This is a genomic window from Vreelandella nigrificans (genome assembly GCF_002374315.1).
Lineage (GTDB): Bacteria > Pseudomonadota > Gammaproteobacteria > Pseudomonadales > Halomonadaceae > Vreelandella > Vreelandella nigrificans.
This window is the reverse complement of sequence record NZ_NWUX01000007.1, coordinates 167,387-184,985: the sequence shown is the minus strand read 5'-3', so window position 1 is coordinate 184,985 and position 17,599 is coordinate 167,387. Positions and strand designations below refer to the sequence as shown.

The window sequence follows — 17,599 nt, the reverse complement described above, 5'->3', positions numbered from 1 at the left end:
TCAGAAGTGAAACCGCTTAGCGCCGATGGTAGTGTGGGGTCTCCCCATGCGAGAGTAGGTCATCGTCAGGCACTTATTAAGAAAAACCCCAGTTCCAACAGGAACTGGGGTTTTTTGTTGGGCGCTAAACAAAAAATGGTCGCTGGATAAGTGTTATGATGCGCTTTAATAATCAGTCAGATAACTACTCCAGTTATATTGGGCAAAAATCGAGGTGAAGAGGTGAGTGAAGCGATACCCACGTCGTGGCTGGTTTATTGCCGCCCAGGTTTTGAAGGTGACGCACTAGCAGAGATGCAGCACCACGCCAAACAGCAAGGCGTACCATGTGAGCCTACACAGGGGGAGGGGTGGGCTAGCTTAACGCGACTGGATGGAGAGCCAATTAATGATGTGCATCGTCAAGCGGCGTTTAAGCAGCTTATTTTTGCTCGTCAAAGTTTGGCTGCGTTACCTCCTCTGACGCTTTCTCGCGAAGATCGCCTTACTGCTATTTTGGATCAGGTTAAGGCAAGCCGTTGGAGCTTTGAAGAAATCTTGCATGAAACGCCGGATACTAACGATGGAAAAGCGCTGGCGGGGTTAATTAAGGCGCTTACCAAGCCACTACAGAGTATGCTGAAAAAGCGTGGTGCGCTCCGTGGTAAGGCTGGTGCTCGTAAGCTACATATTTTCTGGACAGATGGCGATCGCGTACAACTGGGAATGAGCTTTCCAGATAATCGCAGTGAATTAATCAACGGCATTCGCCGATTAAGCTTTCCTTCTAGGGCTCCTAGTCGTTCGACACTGAAACTAGAAGAGGCGTGGCATGAGTTTATTCCCCGCGATGAATGGGACAAGCGGCTCTCGGCCCATATGCAAGCAGCTGACTTAGGTGCAGCACCGGGCGGTTGGACATGGCAGTTGGTGCAACGAGGGATGTACGTGTACGCGATTGATAATGGCCCCATGGATAAGCAGCTTATGGCGACTGGCCAAGTTGATCATTTGCGTGAAGATGGTTTTAGTTGGGAGCCTCCTCAGCGGCTAGATTGGTTGGTGTGCGATATTGTTGATAAGCCGATACGCGTCTTGGCCATGGTAGAGCGTTGGCTTGTTCGTAAATGGTGCCGCGAAGCGATTTTTAACCTTAAGCTGCCCATGAAAAAGCGCTGGGAAGAGGTCACTCGTTGCTTAACATCATTGGAAGAGACGTTGGCAGAAGCTGGGGTGCGGGCTAAGATTTCCTGCCGTCACCTCTACCATGACCGGGAAGAGGTGACAGTTCACGTGCGGCTAGCTCACTAAAAGTAACGGGTGGGGGCGAGCTAGGAGCCCTTAGTAACCAGGCTCGTAAATCCGAATGGTTTCTTCCTCGGTCAGTAGCGGTAAAATACGTTGCATGGCCGCTGCACGAGCTTCGCTTGCATACCACTCTTTCCAGGCGCGTAAGTCGCGCCATTTGGTAATCATCAGACGTCGATCAGTATGACCAAGTTCCACCAGCGTTTCACCACCTACAAACCCTCTTATACCAAGGGAAACGCGCATTGCTTCACGTGCTGCTTGCTCAAATTCTTCTTCCAGGCCGGGCATAATACGCCGTTCAATGATTACTTTGATCATACTGTGTGTTTCCTAACCGAGAATATAAATGACTGTTAATACCGATGACGCACAAGCTTTTGACGCATCGTTAGACACCACAGGGCTATATTGCCCTGAGCCTATTATGCTGATGCATAACAAGGTGAGAGAAATGATGCCAGGGCAAGTGCTTAAAGTGATAGCAACCGATCCTGCAACAACACGAGATGTACCTAAATTTTGTCAGTTTTTAGGACATGAATTATTGGCACAGCACGAAGTCGATGGCCACTATCTCTACTTTATCTGTTTAGCATAGATCTGTGGAGCCTAACGAGGCTAGAGCCGACTAATGGTGGATAGCCTCGTATGTAAAAGAGCTAATCGGCTTCTCCGTTAGGGATAACCATCATTGCCAAGGCATCCAGTGTAGCGGGATCTTCCTCCAGAATGCGGTTCGCTATATGGCGTTGGAAGAAATAAACCGTTTGGTGGCGTGAGCGAGCCTCGTAAAGGCATTTATCGCCCAGCAGTATGGGTGTCATGGTTGCTTCTTGCTCATCAGCAAGGAGAGCTTCAAGGCTACCATCACTATAAAGACGCCAGCCGTACACGGCTTTCATATGCCAGGGAGTACTGGGATGATTCATGCACAAAGCGTGAGTGCCCAGCGTATCTGGGAGCTGCTGAATGAGGGAAATCTCTTCTGAAGCTTCATACTCAAAGTAATCAGCTGCAGCCACTAGCTCATCATGTTTATGGTCGGGGGGGAGCGCGAAGATTTCTTCCGTTTCAGGGTCACGATAACCGATGAATAGACCGTTTTCTTGATTATCCAGCTCATGGCAGGCTGCTAGTGATTCCATCCAAGGGACTAGCCCAATAACGCTACCGTCTTTACGTAGCCCCCAGGCCAAGATTGGCAGGCCGTAATAGGTGTCGGGACTCGCAGCGAGCTGGTAAACCATCTCTAATCCATCTAGCTCAGGTGCCAGACGGACCAAACATTTTTGCGCCTGATGATGCTGACGCACGGTATCCAGGTCGATAACCTGGGCAGAGCGGGGTGACTGGGGTGCGCCCATAAAGTCCCTCCTTGTGCTGCGTGGTCTCGACGTTGGTAAGCAGCGATTTCTGCTCACCACATAGTTCACCAATAGCACAGGTTTTCCATAAGGTTAAGAGGGAAATGTAATTTTTACGCATTTGAACATTTAAGAAAATGACTTCTGAGCTGCTTATGGGCTGTTTTAGCAGTCTGAAACTGCAACCATGGCGCTTCTGGATTGCTCATTGATAACCATGCATTTTGGTACTCTGAGACGGCTTCGGGAGGTGCAACATCGTGTGCCTCAATCAGCTGATTGATGGCGAGAAGCCACTGCTCAGCCTGCTGCTCAACAGTGGTAAGCCAAGCATCTTCCCAAGGTTGTAAGCATGTGTCAGCTGGGAATTCTTGTGTTGAAAGTGCTAGGTTTGCCTCGCTCAAACGCTGCTCTGCTAGCAGTAGCGACCGTAGTAACTCCGCGGTTAATGGGCGCTCTTGAAGTGTTTTGAGGTGTTGTTCAAGGGTAGAAGAGTCTTGCTTCCATTCATGATTAAATTGATTCACCACCATCTGGCCTAAGTAGTGAATAGCAGCAAGTTGTGGGGTGATATCAGCGATTTCACCAGGAGCGATTGGTTGGCTGGCCCTTGAAAAGCTTTGTTCCCACTCAGATGATTCAAAAATTGCATTCCAGCTAACGGCGGGTAGCTGAGCAGTTTTTTGTAAGGTTAACTGCTCCAGGCGTGCTCTGTTTTCATTACTTAGACTGTTGACTGCCTCACTTTCCCAACAGCTACTCAGGCGTTGCCAGAGCGTGCGTTCGTAAAGCCACTGCTGGCTTGGTGGGGCGACGCGGCCAAGTTGGTTATTGCGTGCAGCAACCAACGAGGTGATTTGGCACTCCCGTAATGCATAAACATTTATTATGCTTTCACGAATTTCAGATATTGGAATTTGTCTGTTTTGGCGCTCAGGGAAGGCACCTATATTGCGTGGCATTGAGCGGTTAATAGATGCAATGTCGAGGTCAGCGGCTAGCTGTTCATGGTACGCAATCCAGGGTTGTTCGGCATCGTTATTGCTGCACCCCGCCAGTGCTAGCGTGACTGGCAGGGTGAATAGAAAGTTTTTAAGAGTTGTGGGAGGCATGGAGTGGTTACTCCTTTTGACTGATCCACTTTAACCGCCACCCAAGCAGCAGGGCGGCAGTACTAAGCCCAGCAATTAAGCCTATCCAGTAACCATGTACACCCATCGGTTCAGACATATTGCCTAAGCCATGAGTTCCTAACCAGTGCCCACCACCTAAACCCACTATCCAGTAGGAAAGCACCGTAATAATCATCACGATGCGGGTATCCTTGTAACCCCTGAGTGCGCCGGCCAAATTAACCTGCAGTGAATCTGATAGTTGAAAGATAACCGCCAGAGAAATAATGGTCAGTGCCAATGCTTGGACATCAGGGTTCGAGGTATACAGTGCAATGACCGTAGGTGCCGTCATCCATATCAGTGAGCTATTGATGATAGCTACCATCACACTGATGGCAATCCCGTTCCAGGCGACCTTGCGGGCTAATGCCAAGCGTCGCTGTCCGAGCGTGTTACCTACGCGTACCGTTAGGGCCATGCTGAGTGACATCGGCAGCATAAACAGAATTGTGGTATAGCTCAGTGCAATTTGGTGCGCGCCAACCGTGACCTCACCGAAACTGGCAATAAATAGCGCAATAAGCGTAAACAGTGTTACTTCGACAAAGATAGCGACCCCAATGGGTACGCCCACCACAACTAACTCACGAATACCGGTTAAGCTGGGTGGCGTTAGCCGTTGCCACAATGAGACGCTGCGATATGTGCGGCCCCGCCGCGTGTAGTAGACCATGGCGAAGGCCATGGTCCACATTGAAAGTGCTGTGGCGATACCGCACCCAAAGGCGCCCAATGCAGGCAACTGCTGAATGGTGGTTGGTAGCCAATCTCCTAAAAGGTTTACTAACCCATCACCGCCGTAAATTAATACATAGTTACTAGGGATATTGACCGATAGCCCTATCAAGCTGATCCACAGAGCAGGGCGCGTATGGTTCATACCATCTGAAAATGCCCTGAGTGCCTGGAATAGCGCAATCCCTGGCATCCCAAAGGCAACCGCAGAGAGATAGGCTGCAGACTCTCTGGCAACAGCGGTAGGCACACTCATTCGCTCGAAGATTGGCATAACGGCTAGCCAGAGCAGTAAGGCGGCAACAATACCTAATGCTAGCGCAACCCATAATGCTTGGTGCACAGCAGGACGAATATCCTCGTTACGCTGGCCGCCTAGCAGGTGAGCGACAATAGGTGTTAGCCCCATTAGTGTGCCGGTCATAAACAGCATGAGTGGCATCCACAGGCTTGAACCCACTGAGACAGCAGCAAGGGAAGTGGCGTTGTGCCGCCCCGTCATCATTACATCCACCACACTCATGCCCGCTTGAGCAAGCTGGGCACCGCAAATGGGGAGCGCCAGGGCTACCAGCATGCGTGTTTCTGGCCAGTAGGTCGTTTTGATCTGTTTAGCAAAGCCGCCCAAGGTAAAGCTCCTAGTTAGCAAAGTGGCCTATAAAAAGCCGATAGATTAGCAGGTGTTGCTAAGTTTTGCCGTCTACTCTTCAGGCTGTAGCATTCTTTAGACTGCCTGGTTCTTCAGTGTGTGTAATCTACTAAGGTATACTGCGCAAAATCGTGGGCTAAAGTGGCAGCATGACAACTCTAGACGAAGGACGTTGGGTACTTAGCGATATAGTGGCGCTCTTTGATGGCGTTTTTGCTGAGCGTTATCAAACACGGCTTGTAAAAGGCGGTGATGAACCTCTTTATCGGCCAGCAACACCGTGTACGCCTTACCATCAGGTTATTTTTGCTCGCGGCTATTTTGCCAGTGCTTTGCATGAAATCAGCCATTGGTGCATCGCTGGGGAAAAGCGTCGCCTGCTAGAGGATTACGGTTATTGGTATTACCCTGATGGGCGAGATGTGGAGCAACAGTGGGCGTTCGAGCAAGCTGAAATCGCTCCTCAAGCACTTGAGCGGCTTTTTACCCAGGCTTGTGACCGCACCTTTCATGTGAGTGTTGATAATCTGGGCGGTGAGGTGGAAGTGGACCGTGAAGCATTTGCACAAAAAGTGGCTAGCCGCGCGCAGCGCTATAAGGAAGAGGGCTTGCCTGAGCGCGCCAACGCCTTCCATATTGCGTTGACACGCTACTATCAGTGTTCAGACTCTCTACGCGCTGCTATTCAGCGGGGGCAAGAGGCATTACGTACTAATGACGTATTAAGTGCTAACACAGCTTGCATTGATTAGTCTGGCTCCGTAAGCCGTTGATGTAGTGAAAGCATGACCGCTATTTCATCTTCGGGTCGCATGGGCTCAAGACCAAGGTCATTAAATGTTTCGCTGCGTAAACGGTGCCACTCGCTTGAACTAATGGATTCATAAAGCACCTTTGCAGGCGCTAGCTCTACAAAAGGGTCTATCCCGTAGGTGTCAAATAGGCGCGCTAGCGCAGCTTCATCATCACCATTGTCGCTGGTATACAGCGTTGTAGAAAAATGATCGGTTTCTAGCTCACGAATCACATCAAGTGGGCTAACGCCTAAGCTTTCTAACTCCTCAATACTATAAGCGCCCATGACATTGGTATCTTCATTGATCCAGCTGTCATCAGGCTGAATCAATGTCTGCTTGATACGCCCATCGGGCAAAGACCAGGCAATAACCAGTGGCAAACCATCTTCGTCGCCCGTCTCAATGGCAATAAATCCTGGGTAATCAGCCACGTTATTACTCCTTCTAAGATACCGCATCGATGCGGAAAAAACGCAGGGCGGTGCGGGTGGTTGCAGCGCCCAACTCGGCTTCACTTACGTCATGCCAAAGAGCAATCTCTCTTACAATCCAGGGTAGCAGGGCTGGCTCATGTCGGCGCCCTTTCAGCTTTGCTGGAAGGTTGCGGGGTAATAGATAAGGACAGTCGGTTTCTACCATTAACCGCTCCAGTGGAATGTCTTTAACCAGAGTACGTAGAGGGTGCCCACGACGCTCATCACAAATCCAGCCCGTTAAACCGATATGTAGGTCAAGATCCAGGTAACCGTGGAGCGTATCGCGGTCCGCGGTAAAGCAGTGGATAACCGCTTGGCTTATATCATCTCGCCAGCTACGGAGTATGTCACGCATGCGTTGACCAGCATCGCGCTCATGTAAAAAAAGTGGCAGGCCACTTTCAGCTGCTAATGCGAGCTGTGCCTCAAAAGCTCGCTCTTGTTCAGAGGGAGTAGAAAAATTGCGGTTAAAGTCCAGCCCACATTCGCCAACGGCAACGACTTCTGCCTTTTGATGGAGTGCTTTAAGTTGATGCGCTACATCATCGTTCCAGCCGCTTGCGTCATGGGGGTGAACTCCGGCTGTTGCGTATAGCCCGGGAAACTGCTGCGCCATTGCTACTGCTTGCTCGGCGTGTTCGATATCCGTACCGGTGACGATTAGGGTAGCTACGTTGGCGGCCTTTGCCCTGGCGATTACATCACTAAGATCACGCTGAAAGCTCTCGTGAGTCAGATTTGCGCCAATATCAACCAGCGGCGTACGAGGGCGAAACTGTAGCGACTCGGGTAAAAAATCATCCCTATAGGGGGTGGCCACACCTTACTCCTGCTTTGCAATTAAAACGCTATTGTACCGCTCGAGAGCGGTAGCGACTAATGCAGAGATAAAGTGGAAGGCAGTTACGAATGGCACGAATTGCAAAAAAACTGGCTTGATAGGTAAACAGGAGAGGCTCTTTTACTCTTAACATGCAGTTGAGGCATGGCCTAAAGCGCCGTTGAAGCCTATCCAATAACAACAATAGAAAGGTTAACTAACATGCAGCTATCGCGACACTTTGCTATTTCCGCACTATCGGCCGCTATTCTTACTGCGAGTTATACTCCTGCCGTATTTGCCAGTGATGGTATTTCGGACAATGAGATACGAATTGGGTATCTGGCTGATATGTCAGGTATTTATCGAGATCCTATCGGCCCTCTGGGGCAAGATGCGATTGAGATGGCTATCGAAGATATTGGCGGTAGTGTGCATGGCGCCAACATAGTGGTTTTTAGTGCTGACGATCGCAATAGTCCTGACGTAGGGTCCAGCGTTGTACGTGAGTGGATTGATGAGCGTAACGTCGATATGGTGACTGGCTTAGTGGCATCATCGGTTACTTTAGCGGCGGTGAGGCTGTTAGAGGATGCCGACAAACTTGGCTTGGTCAACGGCGCTGTGTCATCCGGTGTAACGAATGAGCACTGTTCTCCTAACCATATCCACTGGGTCTACGATACCTGGGCGATGTCGAACGGTACGGCAAAGGCCATTACCGATGAGGGCTACAAGAATTGGTACTTGTTAAGTGCTGATTACTCATTTGGCCATGCTCTCGAAGCCGATGTCGAGCGGGTAGTGACTGAAAATGGGGGCACCATAGTAGGTCGAGCGCGCCACCCTTTCCCGAATAGTGATTTCTCCTCCTTTATGCTGCAGGCCCAGGCATCCGGTGCTGACGTTATTGCCCTTAATAACGCCGGCGGCGATACCATCAATGCCGTTCAAACTGCGGGTGAATTTGGTATTACCCAGGCAGGCCAGATTCTTGCAGGTATGGTGCTGTTTAGTACCGACATACGCAGTATTGGTTTGGAGAATGCTCAGGGGCTGCAGTTCACTAAAGCGTGGTATTACGACTTAAATGACGAAACTCGCGCATGGGCAGAACGCTTTCGCGAACGCACCGGCAGTATGCCGACCATGGTTCACGCTGGCCTATATTCCAGCACCCTCCACTATTTAGAAGCCATTGAGGCTACAGGAACGGACGACACTCAAACGGTTCGTCAACAGATGGCAGATACACCCATTAACGATATTTTTGCGACCAACGGTTATATCCGCGAAGACGGCCGCATGGTGCACGATATGTATCTCGTTGAGGTGAAGTCACCGGATGAGTCTGCTGATGAAGACGACCTATTCAGGGTGGTGCGTACTATTCCTGCCGAAGAGGCATTCCGGCCACTGTCTGAAAGCGTCTGCCCGCTAGTTAAAAGCTAATGCCCTGCCAATCAAGCACAACAATAGAAAGGACTTGGCATGTCGAACACACGGTTAATCCACCGCAATACCATCGGCGCTGCGTTAAGCCGCAGTGCTCGCAAATATTCACAGCGAACAGCACTTACCTTTGGTGAGCGGGATTGGAGTTATCAAGCGCTAAATAGTGCCGCTAACCAAGTTGCTAATGGCCTGCTGGAGGCAGGCCTTTCACCTGGGGATAGATTAGCGGTGTATGGCAAAAACTCGGATGCTTACGTGATTGCTTGGCTGGCTGCTACGAAAGCCGGCCTTGTGCATGTTCCCATCAACTTTGCGCTCAGTAGCGAAGAACTGCGCTATATCCTTGAGCAGTCAGGAGCAAAGGGGGTACTTAGCGATACAGTGCTAGCTGATAAAGTAAATGAAGCTACGCAGGGGTTGGAGTTAACACTGCAGGGAACTCTGCATGCAATGGAGCAGGGTGCCCAAGGCGGTTTTTATAGCGAGCAGACATTTGACGTACTGGCGTGTGTGAGTAAGTTTCAGGCACAACATGAGCCTGACGTGACGCTAGAGGGAAGCAACCTTGCCCAGCTGCTTTATACCTCTGGAACTACCGCTGCGCCGAAAGCTGCAATGATGACGCATCAAGCGCTAATGGCTGAATACATGGCGTGCATGGTTGAGCTGGATATAAACGGCAGCGATGCTATGTTGGCGGCGTTGCCGCTCTACCATTCGGCGCAGATGCATGTCTTTTTAATGCCTGCATTACTACTGGGAGCGCCAGTTCATCTGCTTGAAGCGCCTTTGCCTGAGAGCTGCCTCTCTGCAATTGCAGAGCACAGAATAGCCTCGTTTTTTGCCCCGCCCACAGTGTGGATCAGCCTGCTTCGCCATGCTGAATTTGATCGGTTTGATTTAACCAGCCTCAAGAAAGCTTATTACGGCGCCTCTATTATGCCCGTACCGGTATTGGAGGAGATGCAGCAGCGCTTTCAGGGGGTAGGCCTTTACAATTGCTATGGGCAGAGTGAGATTGCCCCTTTAGCAACGGCTTTACGACCAGAAGAGCATGCCGATCGCCCGGCATCAGCAGGGCGGCCCATACTAACCGTGGAAACTCGCATCGTCGATTTAGATATGAACGATGTGGCCCCTGGCGAGCATGGTGAAATTATCCACCGTTCCCCACAGTTAATGACGGGCTATTGGGAGAAGCCCGAGATGACCGCCGAAGCCTTTCAAGGGGGGTGGTTTCACTCCGGTGACGTGGGCTATTTCGATGAGGCAGGCTACCTGTATGTGGTCGATCGTATCAAGGATGTGATTAATACCGGTGGAGTGTTGGTGGCAAGCCGCGAAGTGGAAGAGGCGTTGTTCAAACACTCGGCCGTCTCTGAGGTAGCAGTGGTTGGGTTGCCGGACGAAAAGTGGATAGAGGCAATTACTGCGGTCGTTGTGGTGAAAGAGGGCCAGGTCGTCAGTGCAGATGAGCTGATCCTCCATACTAAACGTTTGATAGCACCCTATAAAGTGCCCAAACGCGTGGTATTTGCCGACGCTCTGCCCAAAAGTACGGCAGGTAAGATACTCAAACGCCACCTTCGTCAAGATCTTAAGGAGTAAGCATGGACGCTCAAACCAACGAGCTGTTTCACGCCATGATTTCGCGCTGTTTAGCGCAAGAGGTTGCCCCCTTTTATCAGTACTGGGAAGAGGCGGGTGAAATACCCCGCTCACTATGGAGAAAGCTAGGGGCCGCAGGGTTGTTAGGGATTGATCTTGATGATGCGTGGGGAGGGGCGGGCGCTGATATTGCCATTACTCAACTGGCGCTTGAGGAAATATCTCGGCAAGGCTTCGGCGGATTAGCCAGTGCTTATAACATCCATGCCAACATTGTGATGCCTTATCTTCAAAACCTAGCTACCAATGAGCAGCGTGAGACCTGGTTGCCTGCTATGGCACGTGGCGAAAGCCTGGGTGCTATTGCCATGACAGAGCCCAATGCTGGTAGCGATTTGGCTGCGATTAAAACCCGTGCCACTAAAACCAAAGCCGGTTGGGAGTTAACTGGCAGTAAAATTTTTATCACCAATGGCCAAGTCGCTGATCTGGTGATTGTTTGTGCTAAAACCGACCCTTCCGCAGGTGCCAAAGGTGTTTCACTATTTTTAGTCGACACCCGCTTGCCAGGCTTTTCGCGTGGCAAACCAATCAAAAAAATCGGCCAACACGCTAGCGATACCGCAGAACTTGCCTTTGATCACATACAGCTTCCCTGTGATGCTCTATTGGGTGAAGAAGGGGCGGGGTTTCGCTACCTAATGCAGGAGTTACCTCGCGAACGCTTGGGTGTGGGTGCCCAAGCGTTAGGGGCGGTAGAAGGCGCGCTGGCACTTACCCTGGAGTACGTACAGCAGCGCCAAGCGTTTGGCCGGCGGGTAGCAGACTTTCAAAACACCCGCTTCACGTTAGGAGAGATTAAAGCGCAATTGGACATGGCTCGAGCCTACTTTAATCACTGCGTTGACAAGTATCGCCAGGGCACTATGAACAGCACAGACGCTGCCATTCTCAAGCTACAGCTAAGCGAGCTACAGTGCCGCGCTGTCGATCGCTGTCTTCAGCTGTTTGGAGGCTATGGTTATACCCACGAATATCCGATTTCACGGTTCTACTTGGATGCCCGCGTACAAACTATTTATGCAGGCAGCTCTGAAATTATGAAAGAAGTTGTCGCACGTTCACTACTGGGCAAAGTGGCATAAGCCTCACTGCAGTATGCCATGATGAAGGAGATAGCATGCAACTGGATAGCGTCGTTATTCTGGGTGGTGCACGCACTGCCATTGGTGGCTTTGGGGGAACACTCGCATCGCTGGCACCCTATGAGTTAGGTGTGATCACTGCCCAGGAGGCACTGCGTCGGGCGGGAGTTGAAGGTAGTGATATAGATCATTCTGTTTACGGGCATATCATTACTACGGGCCCCCAGGATGCTTACCTTGCCCGGCATATTGCGCTGAACGCTGGCGTACCCAAGGAGGCTGGCGCTTTCAACGTAAATCGACTGTGTGGCTCTGGTGTTCAAGCAGTGGTGTCTGCCGCCCAGCAAATTGCATTGGGTGATAGCCGATTGGCGTTGGCTGGAGGGGCAGAGTCCATGTCACGGGGTGCTTACGTATTACCCCCTCAGGCGCGTAATGGAATTCGTATGGGAGATGCCAATATTCAGGATCTTACTCTGGGCACTCTTAGCGATCCGTTTGGCAGCGGGCACATGGGGATTACCGCTGAAAATATTGCCAAACAGTATGGCTTAACTCGTGAGCAGTTGGACCAGTTCGCAGTCGATAGCCACCAAAAGGCGGCCCGGGCCATCGCAGAGGGGCGCTTTGACGAGCAAATCGTGCCAGTTGAAGTCACCCAAGGTAAACAAACGATCTCCTTCAAACAAGATGAGCATGTGCGTGAAGGGCTAGAGCTTAGCGATTTAGCCCGTCTAAAACCGGCCTTCAAAAAAGATGGGATTGTGACAGCGGGCAACGCCTCAGGCATTAATGACGGCGCAGCGTCCCTTGTGCTTGCACATGTGGATGAAGCCAACGCACGAGGCTTAACGCCGCGAGCGCGACTGAGAGTAGCTACTACCGCCGGTGTAGAGCCTTCTCTGATGGGGCTTGGACCGATTCCTGCTGTTAAGCGTTGCCTCCAGCAAGCGGGACTTCAAATTAACGATATTGATGTCATTGAATCCAATGAGGCTTTTGCTGCTCAAGCGATGGCCGTTGCCGATACGCTGGGTTTCCCATTAGAAAAACTTAACCCCAATGGTGGGGCGGTGGCGCTGGGGCATCCGGTGGGAGCAACAGGTGCCATTTTAATCTTAAAAACCTTGTATGAGTTAGAGCGCACTCAGGGGCGCTTTGGTTTAGTGACACTTTGTATCGGCGGTGGGCAGGGGATCGCACTGCTGATTGAACGCTGCTGACTCTGCGGTTGAGAACACCGTTTCTCTAATTCGTTACTTCTGCCAACAATAATCAAAAGGTGTACTTGTATGTCGACGATAACACCAAAGATTCTTCCTCCAACGCCTTCAGCGACCAACTCACCCCTATTAATCGGTGACCTGCTGGAGTCAGGCGTTCGCATGGCGGGAAGAAATCAGATTGTGTACCGCGATCAATGTCGTCATGACTATCGGCATTTTCGTGAACGAGTCCATCAACTTGCCCATACGCTGACTGCCCTGGGGGTGAATGCAGGGGATGTTGTCGCTGTGCTGGACTGGGACAGTCACCGTTATCTTGAGTGCTTCTTTGCTATTCCTATGATTGGCGCTGTGCTGCACACGGTGAATGTACGTCTGTCGCCTGAACAGATTCTGTACACCATGGAGCACGCTGAGGATGTGTTTGTGTTGGTACATGAAGATTTTGTGCCACTGCTTGAGCCACTAGCAGACAAATTACCCAACATACGCGGCTACTTGCTGTGCCAGGAAGAGGCGAAAGATGTCAGTACCTCTCTACCTTTGGTTGGAGAATTTGAAGCGTTATTAAGTGAGCAGCCTGATTATTACAATTTCCCCACATTTGATGAAAACGCCGTAGCAACGTTGTTTTACACCACAGGCACCACCGGTAATCCGAAAGGCGTGTTTTTTACCCATCGGCAGTTGGTGCTACATACCCTGGGCGAAGCCAGCACTTTTCAAGCGCCGGGTTGTGAGCTGCTCAATCGCGATAAGGTGTACATGCCCATCACACCGATGTTCCATGTGCATGCCTGGGGAGTGCCCTATACTGCTACGCTTATGGGGGCTACCCAGGTCTATCCTGGCCGTTACGAGCCAGAAATGTTGGTCAAGCTTTTGGTAAGTGAAAAGGTCGACTTTTCCCACTGTGTGCCTACGCTGCTAAATATGGTGGTAAGTGCCGATGCCGTTGCTTCAAAGCAAGTGGATCTAAGCGGTTGGAAGGTGCTGGTAGGTGGGAGTGCGCTTACCCAGGCGCTGGCCAGTCGTGCTTGGTCGCTGGGGATTGATACCCGAAGCGCTTACGGCATGTCGGAAACCTGCCCGCTACTAACGGCGGATATTCTACCGCGGGATGTTGGAAAGGCCGATTTCGATACCCAGCTTCCTTGGCGTTGTAAGGCAGGGTTACCGGTGCCGTTGGTGAAGTTGCAAGTGGTAGATGTCGATGGCAAGCCGCTACCTCATGACGGTAAAAGTGTTGGTGAAGTACGCGCCCAAGCGCCTTGGCTTACCCAGGCTTATTACAAAGAAGAACAGCGTAGCGAAGAGTTATGGCGCGACGGTTGGCTACACACCGGTGATGTAGGTTCCATTGATGAGCATGGCTTCTTGACCATTAGTGATCGCATCAAAGATGTTATTAAAACCGGGGGAGAATGGCTCTCATCGCTTGAGTTGGAAAGTTACATCAGCCAATGTCCAGGAGTCGCTGAAGTAGCTGTGATAGGAATCGCGGATGATAAATGGGGCGAACGGCCAGCAGCGTTGGTAGTGCCCAGTGATCTGAGCAACCCGCCCACGGCAGAGGATGTACAGGCGTTCATGGAGCAGTTCGTTAAGCAGGGAGCTATCAACCGTTGGGGCATCCCATCGCTTATTCGGGTGGTTGATGAAATCCCTAAAACCAGCGTGGGTAAATTAGATAAAAAGCGTATCCGTACTGAGGTATAGCGGCTATCTCCTAGCGCCCGCCGTACGCGCTTTGCGATAGGCGGCGGGCGAGTTTCCTGTCCACTGCTTGAATGCTCGGCTAAAACAGGCTAAGTCTTCAAAGCCGAGCGTGTCGGCAATAGAAGCCAGAGGCTGAGCGCTGCGGGTTAATGCTTGCACCGCATAATCACGCCGAAACTCATCTTTCACTGCTTGGAAATGCGTACCTTCTTGGTTTAAGCGGCGGGACAGCGTGCGGACTGACATATGCAGTGCATCGGCAACATGGGAAACGCTGGCAGCTGTAGGTAAATGGCGCCTTAAGTGCTCGCGTACCCGGTGGGTTAAAAGCTGTTCCTCAAACGAAACATAAAACCAGTCAGCAGGTGCGCGCTGTAAAAACGCACCTAAATGCTGCTTAGTTTGGCGAATAGGGTGGTTCAATAATGATTGATCAAACGACATTGCAGTTTGTGGCTGGTTAAAGAGTACCTTGCCTGGGTAAAAATAGAGGTAGTCAGCATTATAAGAGGGTGGTGCGTAATTACACTCCATTAGTACCGGCGGTATTTTGCGGGCAATCATCCATGATGCAATGCCGTGAAACAGTTTTAGCATCAGCTCGTGAATGAGAATGCGGCTGCCAGGCAACGGGGCATGCTCAACCAACGCCATGCGTGCTACGCCATCATTGACAGAAAAAGCGTAGCTAAAGTCGTCCAGAATGATTCTGAAAAACTGCGTATAGCGGTGCAGGGCGACGTGCAAAGTGGGCGCATCAAGCAAGCTTAAGCAGAGTAGCTTTAAGGTTCCGCAGCGCAGAGGGCGTGAAAAAAAACGTGGCGTTTCATCATCTATTTCAAGCGCAATAAGCCGATAAAGCTCGGCAAACTGCTCAACGGTAACCCGGCCATTGGGCGCGCTAAGCAAAAAGGGAGAAATACTCGCCTGCTCCAGATAGCGATTATGCGATTGAGCGTAATCAGATAAGCCACATAACAGCTCGTTTACGAAGTGCATTGAAACAGTCACGGTCACAGCACACCTGCCCCAATAACGTCCCAGACGCTACATAATGTTTATCGAATTATCCCATGACGTTAGCACGATGTAGCGCAGGCCTCTATAAGGTTGCCCCTCTTGTGCAGTGCATGCGTTACACTGTGCGCCTCACGACGAAGGAGGACACTGCGTGACCTTGTTACGACTCGAACAGCTGCAACTCGCCTATGGCACCCAAGTACTGCTTAACCGCGCCGACCTTACGGTTGAAAAAGGCGAGCGGCTGGCGCTGGTCGGGCGCAACGGCACCGGTAAATCAACGCTATTAAAATTAGTGGTAGGCGATATTCAAGCCGATGATGGCTCAATTTGGCGTGCGCCAGGATTAAAAATCGGCGTGCTGGCCCAGGAGTTGCCAGAGTCCTCAGGTATGACCATTTTTGATATGGTTGCCCAGGGGCTGCCAGAAGCAGGTGAGTTGCTGTCTGAATATCAACATTTGATCAACGATTCAGACCCTGACATGCAGCGCATGGCGACGCTACAAACGCGCATCGAAGCCATCGATGGCTGGTCGTTCCACCAGCGAATTGATGTTGTCCTCACCCGTTTAGGGCTGCCGCCTGAAGCGGAAATGAATGCACTTTCCGGTGGCTGGCGTCGCCGCGTTGCGTTGGCGCGTGCATTGGTGTCAGAACCTGACCTGCTGCTCCTTGACGAACCCACCAACCATCTGGACTTAGACACTATTGCATGGTTGGAGGAGCAGCTGCTAGCGTTCAATGGCGCGGTATTACTGATTACCCACGACCGTGCCTTCTTATCAAAGCTGGCGACCAATATTCTTGAATTGGACCGAGGAAAACTGGGTCGATACCCTGGTAACTACGCCGAGTATCAAGAGCGTAAGCAACATGAGCTGGAAGTAGAAGCCCGTGAGCATGCGCTTTTTGACAAGAAGCTGGCCCAGGAAGAGGTCTGGATTCGTCAAGGTGTTAAGGCGCGGCGTACCCGTAACGAAGGTCGTGTGCGGGAGCTTGAGCAGATGCGCGTGGAGCGCAGCCAGCGCCGTGAGCGCCAAGGTACAGCCAATCTCACCGTAGATAGCGGCGAGCGTACTGGCAAGCGGGTGGTCGAGCTTAAAGGCGTGACTCAGCGCTTCGGGGATGAAGTCATTCTACGTGACGTGAATCTTGAGGTGATGCGCGGTGACCGTATTGGCTTCCTTGGCCGCAACGGTGCAGGTAAAACAACGTTATTGAAAATTTTGCTTGGCGAGCTTGCGCCAACCGAAGGTAGCGTTCAGCTGGGTACCAATTTGAAGGTAGCTTACTTCGATCAGTTGCGTGCTGGCCTGGAGCTGGAAAAAACCGTCTACGATAACGTGGCCCAAGGCAGTGATCGCGTCAGCGTTGGTGGTAAAGATCGCCATGTGATGAGTTATCTTCAGGATTTCCTGTTCACTCCAGACCGCGTACGCCAGCCGGTAAAAGCGCTTTCTGGTGGCGAATCCAACCGGCTACTGTTAGCTAAGCTGTTTACCCAGCCTGCCAATGTGTTGGTGTTGGATGAGCCGACCAATGACTTAGATATGGAAACCCTGGAGCTGCTCGAAGAACTGCTGCTGGACTTCGATGGCACGCTACTGCTGGTTTCCCACGACCGTACCTTTATGGATAACGTTGTCACCAGTATGCTGGCCTTCGAAGGGGAAGGCTGTGTGCGTGAGTATGTAGGTGGCTACACTGACTGGATTCGCCAAGGCGGCAAGTTGCCACCAGCACCCTGGGAAGGAGCTGCGCGTCAGCAAACTGAACCGACTAGCATAGCGGTGGAAAAAAAGCCTGAACCTCCGGCGGAATCTATTAAGAAAACCGTTAAGCTCTCCTACAAACTGCAGCGTGAATTAGATGCGTTGCCAGGTGAAATAGAGCAGTTGGAAAATGAGATTGAGGCGCTAGAGCAAGAGATAGGCGATCCTGCTTTTTATCAGCAAGAGGCCAGCAAGGTGACAGCTAAGCTGCAGCAGTTAGAAGGTGTTCAGCAACGGTTGGAAGTTGCCATGGAGCGCTGGATGGAGCTGGAGGCGATGGCGAACGGCGAATAGTCCTTCTGGATAGTCCTTCTGGATAGCACTTTCGCGAATAGCACTTCCCGCG

16 protein-coding genes and 1 rRNA gene are annotated in these 17,599 nt (G+C 51.3%); 10 read left to right on the top strand and 7 right to left on the bottom strand.

From position 1 onward, the window contains the following. Positions 1 to 71, top strand: a 5S ribosomal RNA gene (gene rrf / locus CPA45_RS23270); the annotation flags it as partial. Positions 72 to 222: 151 nt separating this feature from the next. Next, a complete protein-coding gene (gene rlmM / locus CPA45_RS10730) occupies positions 223 to 1,290 on the top strand; it encodes a 23S rRNA (cytidine(2498)-2'-O)-methyltransferase RlmM (RefSeq protein ID WP_096651538.1) in 1,068 nt (355 codons plus the stop codon). A 30-nt stretch (positions 1,291 to 1,320) separates the two neighbouring features. Here rlmM and CPA45_RS10725 read toward each other — a convergent pair whose 3' ends face one another. Next, complete coding sequence (locus tag CPA45_RS10725) at positions 1,321 to 1,608, bottom strand: antibiotic biosynthesis monooxygenase family protein (protein ID WP_096651537.1); 288 nt, start codon at positions 1,606 to 1,608, stop codon at positions 1,321 to 1,323. A gap of 28 nt (positions 1,609 to 1,636) precedes the next feature. Between CPA45_RS10725 and tusA the strand changes: the two genes are divergently transcribed. After that, positions 1,637 to 1,888 (top strand): sulfurtransferase TusA, encoded by a 252-nt coding sequence (gene tusA, locus CPA45_RS10720; protein ID WP_096651536.1) that lies wholly within the window; start codon positions 1,637 to 1,639, stop codon positions 1,886 to 1,888. Positions 1,889 to 1,949: 61 nt separating this feature from the next. Here the strand turns inward: tusA and CPA45_RS10715 are convergent, their stop codons facing one another. The 3 genes from CPA45_RS10715 to CPA45_RS10705 form a co-directional block, all read right to left on the bottom strand. Further along, positions 1,950 to 2,654 carry a hypothetical protein gene (locus CPA45_RS10715; RefSeq protein ID WP_096651535.1) on the bottom strand — a complete coding sequence of 235 codons (705 nt, stop codon included), beginning with the start codon at positions 2,652 to 2,654 and terminating at the stop codon, positions 1,950 to 1,952. A gap of 113 nt (positions 2,655 to 2,767) precedes the next feature. Next, positions 2,768 to 3,766 carry a DUF3080 family protein gene (locus CPA45_RS10710; protein ID WP_096651534.1) on the bottom strand — a complete coding sequence of 333 codons (999 nt, stop codon included), beginning with the start codon at positions 3,764 to 3,766 and terminating at the stop codon, positions 2,768 to 2,770. A 7-nt stretch (positions 3,767 to 3,773) separates the two neighbouring features. Further along, the gene (locus CPA45_RS10705) at positions 3,774 to 5,192 is read right to left on the bottom strand and encodes an MATE family efflux transporter (protein ID WP_096651533.1); all 1,419 of its coding nucleotides are present in this window, start codon (positions 5,190 to 5,192) and stop codon (positions 3,774 to 3,776) included. A 170-nt stretch (positions 5,193 to 5,362) separates the two neighbouring features. On the opposite strand from CPA45_RS10705, the gene CPA45_RS10700 reads away from it, so the two are divergent. Then, a complete protein-coding gene (locus CPA45_RS10700; protein WP_096651532.1) occupies positions 5,363 to 5,965 on the top strand; it encodes an elongation factor P hydroxylase in 603 nt (200 codons plus the stop codon). On the opposite strand, the gene CPA45_RS10695 is transcribed toward CPA45_RS10700, so the two are convergent. Beyond that, entirely contained in the window at positions 5,962 to 6,441 is a 480-nt protein-coding gene (locus tag CPA45_RS10695; protein ID WP_096651531.1) for a hypothetical protein, read from the bottom strand. The two genes, CPA45_RS10700 and CPA45_RS10695, sit on opposite strands and share 4 nt — an antisense overlap. A gap of 13 nt (positions 6,442 to 6,454) precedes the next feature. Continuing rightward, positions 6,455 to 7,306 (bottom strand): TatD family hydrolase, encoded by an 852-nt coding sequence (locus tag CPA45_RS10690; protein WP_096651530.1) that lies wholly within the window; start codon positions 7,304 to 7,306, stop codon positions 6,455 to 6,457. 222 nt (positions 7,307 to 7,528) lie between these two features. On the opposite strand from CPA45_RS10690, the gene CPA45_RS10685 reads away from it, so the two are divergent. The 5 genes from CPA45_RS10685 (at position 7,529) to CPA45_RS10665 (ending at position 14,459) form a co-directional block, all read left to right on the top strand. Then, on the top strand, positions 7,529 to 8,758 hold the full coding sequence (locus CPA45_RS10685) for an ABC transporter substrate-binding protein (protein WP_096651529.1): 1,230 nt from the start codon (positions 7,529 to 7,531) through the stop codon (positions 8,756 to 8,758). Between the two features lie 39 nt (positions 8,759 to 8,797). Further along, the gene (locus CPA45_RS10680; RefSeq protein ID WP_096651528.1) at positions 8,798 to 10,369 is read left to right on the top strand and encodes a fatty acyl-CoA synthetase; all 1,572 of its coding nucleotides are present in this window, start codon (positions 8,798 to 8,800) and stop codon (positions 10,367 to 10,369) included. Positions 10,370 to 10,371: 2 nt separating this feature from the next. Then, a complete protein-coding gene (locus tag CPA45_RS10675) occupies positions 10,372 to 11,514 on the top strand; it encodes an acyl-CoA dehydrogenase family protein (RefSeq protein WP_096651527.1) in 1,143 nt (380 codons plus the stop codon). A gap of 35 nt (positions 11,515 to 11,549) precedes the next feature. Continuing rightward, positions 11,550 to 12,737, top strand: coding sequence for a beta-ketothiolase BktB (gene bktB / locus CPA45_RS10670; protein ID WP_096651526.1), 1,188 nt, complete (start codon positions 11,550 to 11,552; stop codon positions 12,735 to 12,737). A gap of 69 nt (positions 12,738 to 12,806) precedes the next feature. Next, positions 12,807 to 14,459 (top strand): fatty acid--CoA ligase, encoded by a 1,653-nt coding sequence (locus tag CPA45_RS10665; protein WP_096651525.1) that lies wholly within the window; start codon positions 12,807 to 12,809, stop codon positions 14,457 to 14,459. A gap of 3 nt (positions 14,460 to 14,462) precedes the next feature. Here CPA45_RS10665 and CPA45_RS10660 read toward each other — a convergent pair whose 3' ends face one another. Beyond that, on the bottom strand, positions 14,463 to 15,476 hold the full coding sequence (locus tag CPA45_RS10660) for an AraC family transcriptional regulator (RefSeq protein ID WP_244287582.1): 1,014 nt from the start codon (positions 15,474 to 15,476) through the stop codon (positions 14,463 to 14,465). A gap of 154 nt (positions 15,477 to 15,630) precedes the next feature. Here CPA45_RS10660 and CPA45_RS10655 point away from each other — a divergent pair, with 154 nt between their 5' ends. After that, entirely contained in the window at positions 15,631 to 17,547 is a 1,917-nt protein-coding gene (locus CPA45_RS10655) for an ATP-binding cassette domain-containing protein (protein WP_096651523.1), read from the top strand. Positions 17,548 to 17,599 lie beyond the last annotated feature (52 nt).

Bases quoted from the DNA above. Each gene is read 5' to 3' on its own strand.
- CPA45_RS10725 (WP_096651537.1), bottom strand. From the start codon at position 1,608: ATGATCAAAGTAATCATTGAACGGCGTATTATGCCCGGCCTGGAAGAA.
- tusA (WP_096651536.1), top strand. From the start codon at position 1,637: ATGACTGTTAATACCGATGACGCACAAGCTTTTGACGCATCGTTAGAC.
- CPA45_RS10715 (WP_096651535.1), bottom strand. From the start codon at position 2,654: ATGGGCGCACCCCAGTCACCCCGCTCTGCCCAGGTTATCGACCTGGAT.
- CPA45_RS10710 (WP_096651534.1), bottom strand. From the start codon at position 3,766: ATGCCTCCCACAACTCTTAAAAACTTTCTATTCACCCTGCCAGTCACG.
- CPA45_RS10700 (WP_096651532.1), top strand. From the start codon at position 5,363: ATGACAACTCTAGACGAAGGACGTTGGGTACTTAGCGATATAGTGGCG.
- CPA45_RS10685 (WP_096651529.1), top strand. From the start codon at position 7,529: ATGCAGCTATCGCGACACTTTGCTATTTCCGCACTATCGGCCGCTATT.
- CPA45_RS10680 (WP_096651528.1), top strand. From the start codon at position 8,798: ATGTCGAACACACGGTTAATCCACCGCAATACCATCGGCGCTGCGTTA.
- CPA45_RS10675 (WP_096651527.1), top strand. From the start codon at position 10,372: ATGGACGCTCAAACCAACGAGCTGTTTCACGCCATGATTTCGCGCTGT.
- bktB (WP_096651526.1), top strand. From the start codon at position 11,550: ATGCAACTGGATAGCGTCGTTATTCTGGGTGGTGCACGCACTGCCATT.
- CPA45_RS10665 (WP_096651525.1), top strand. From the start codon at position 12,807: ATGTCGACGATAACACCAAAGATTCTTCCTCCAACGCCTTCAGCGACC.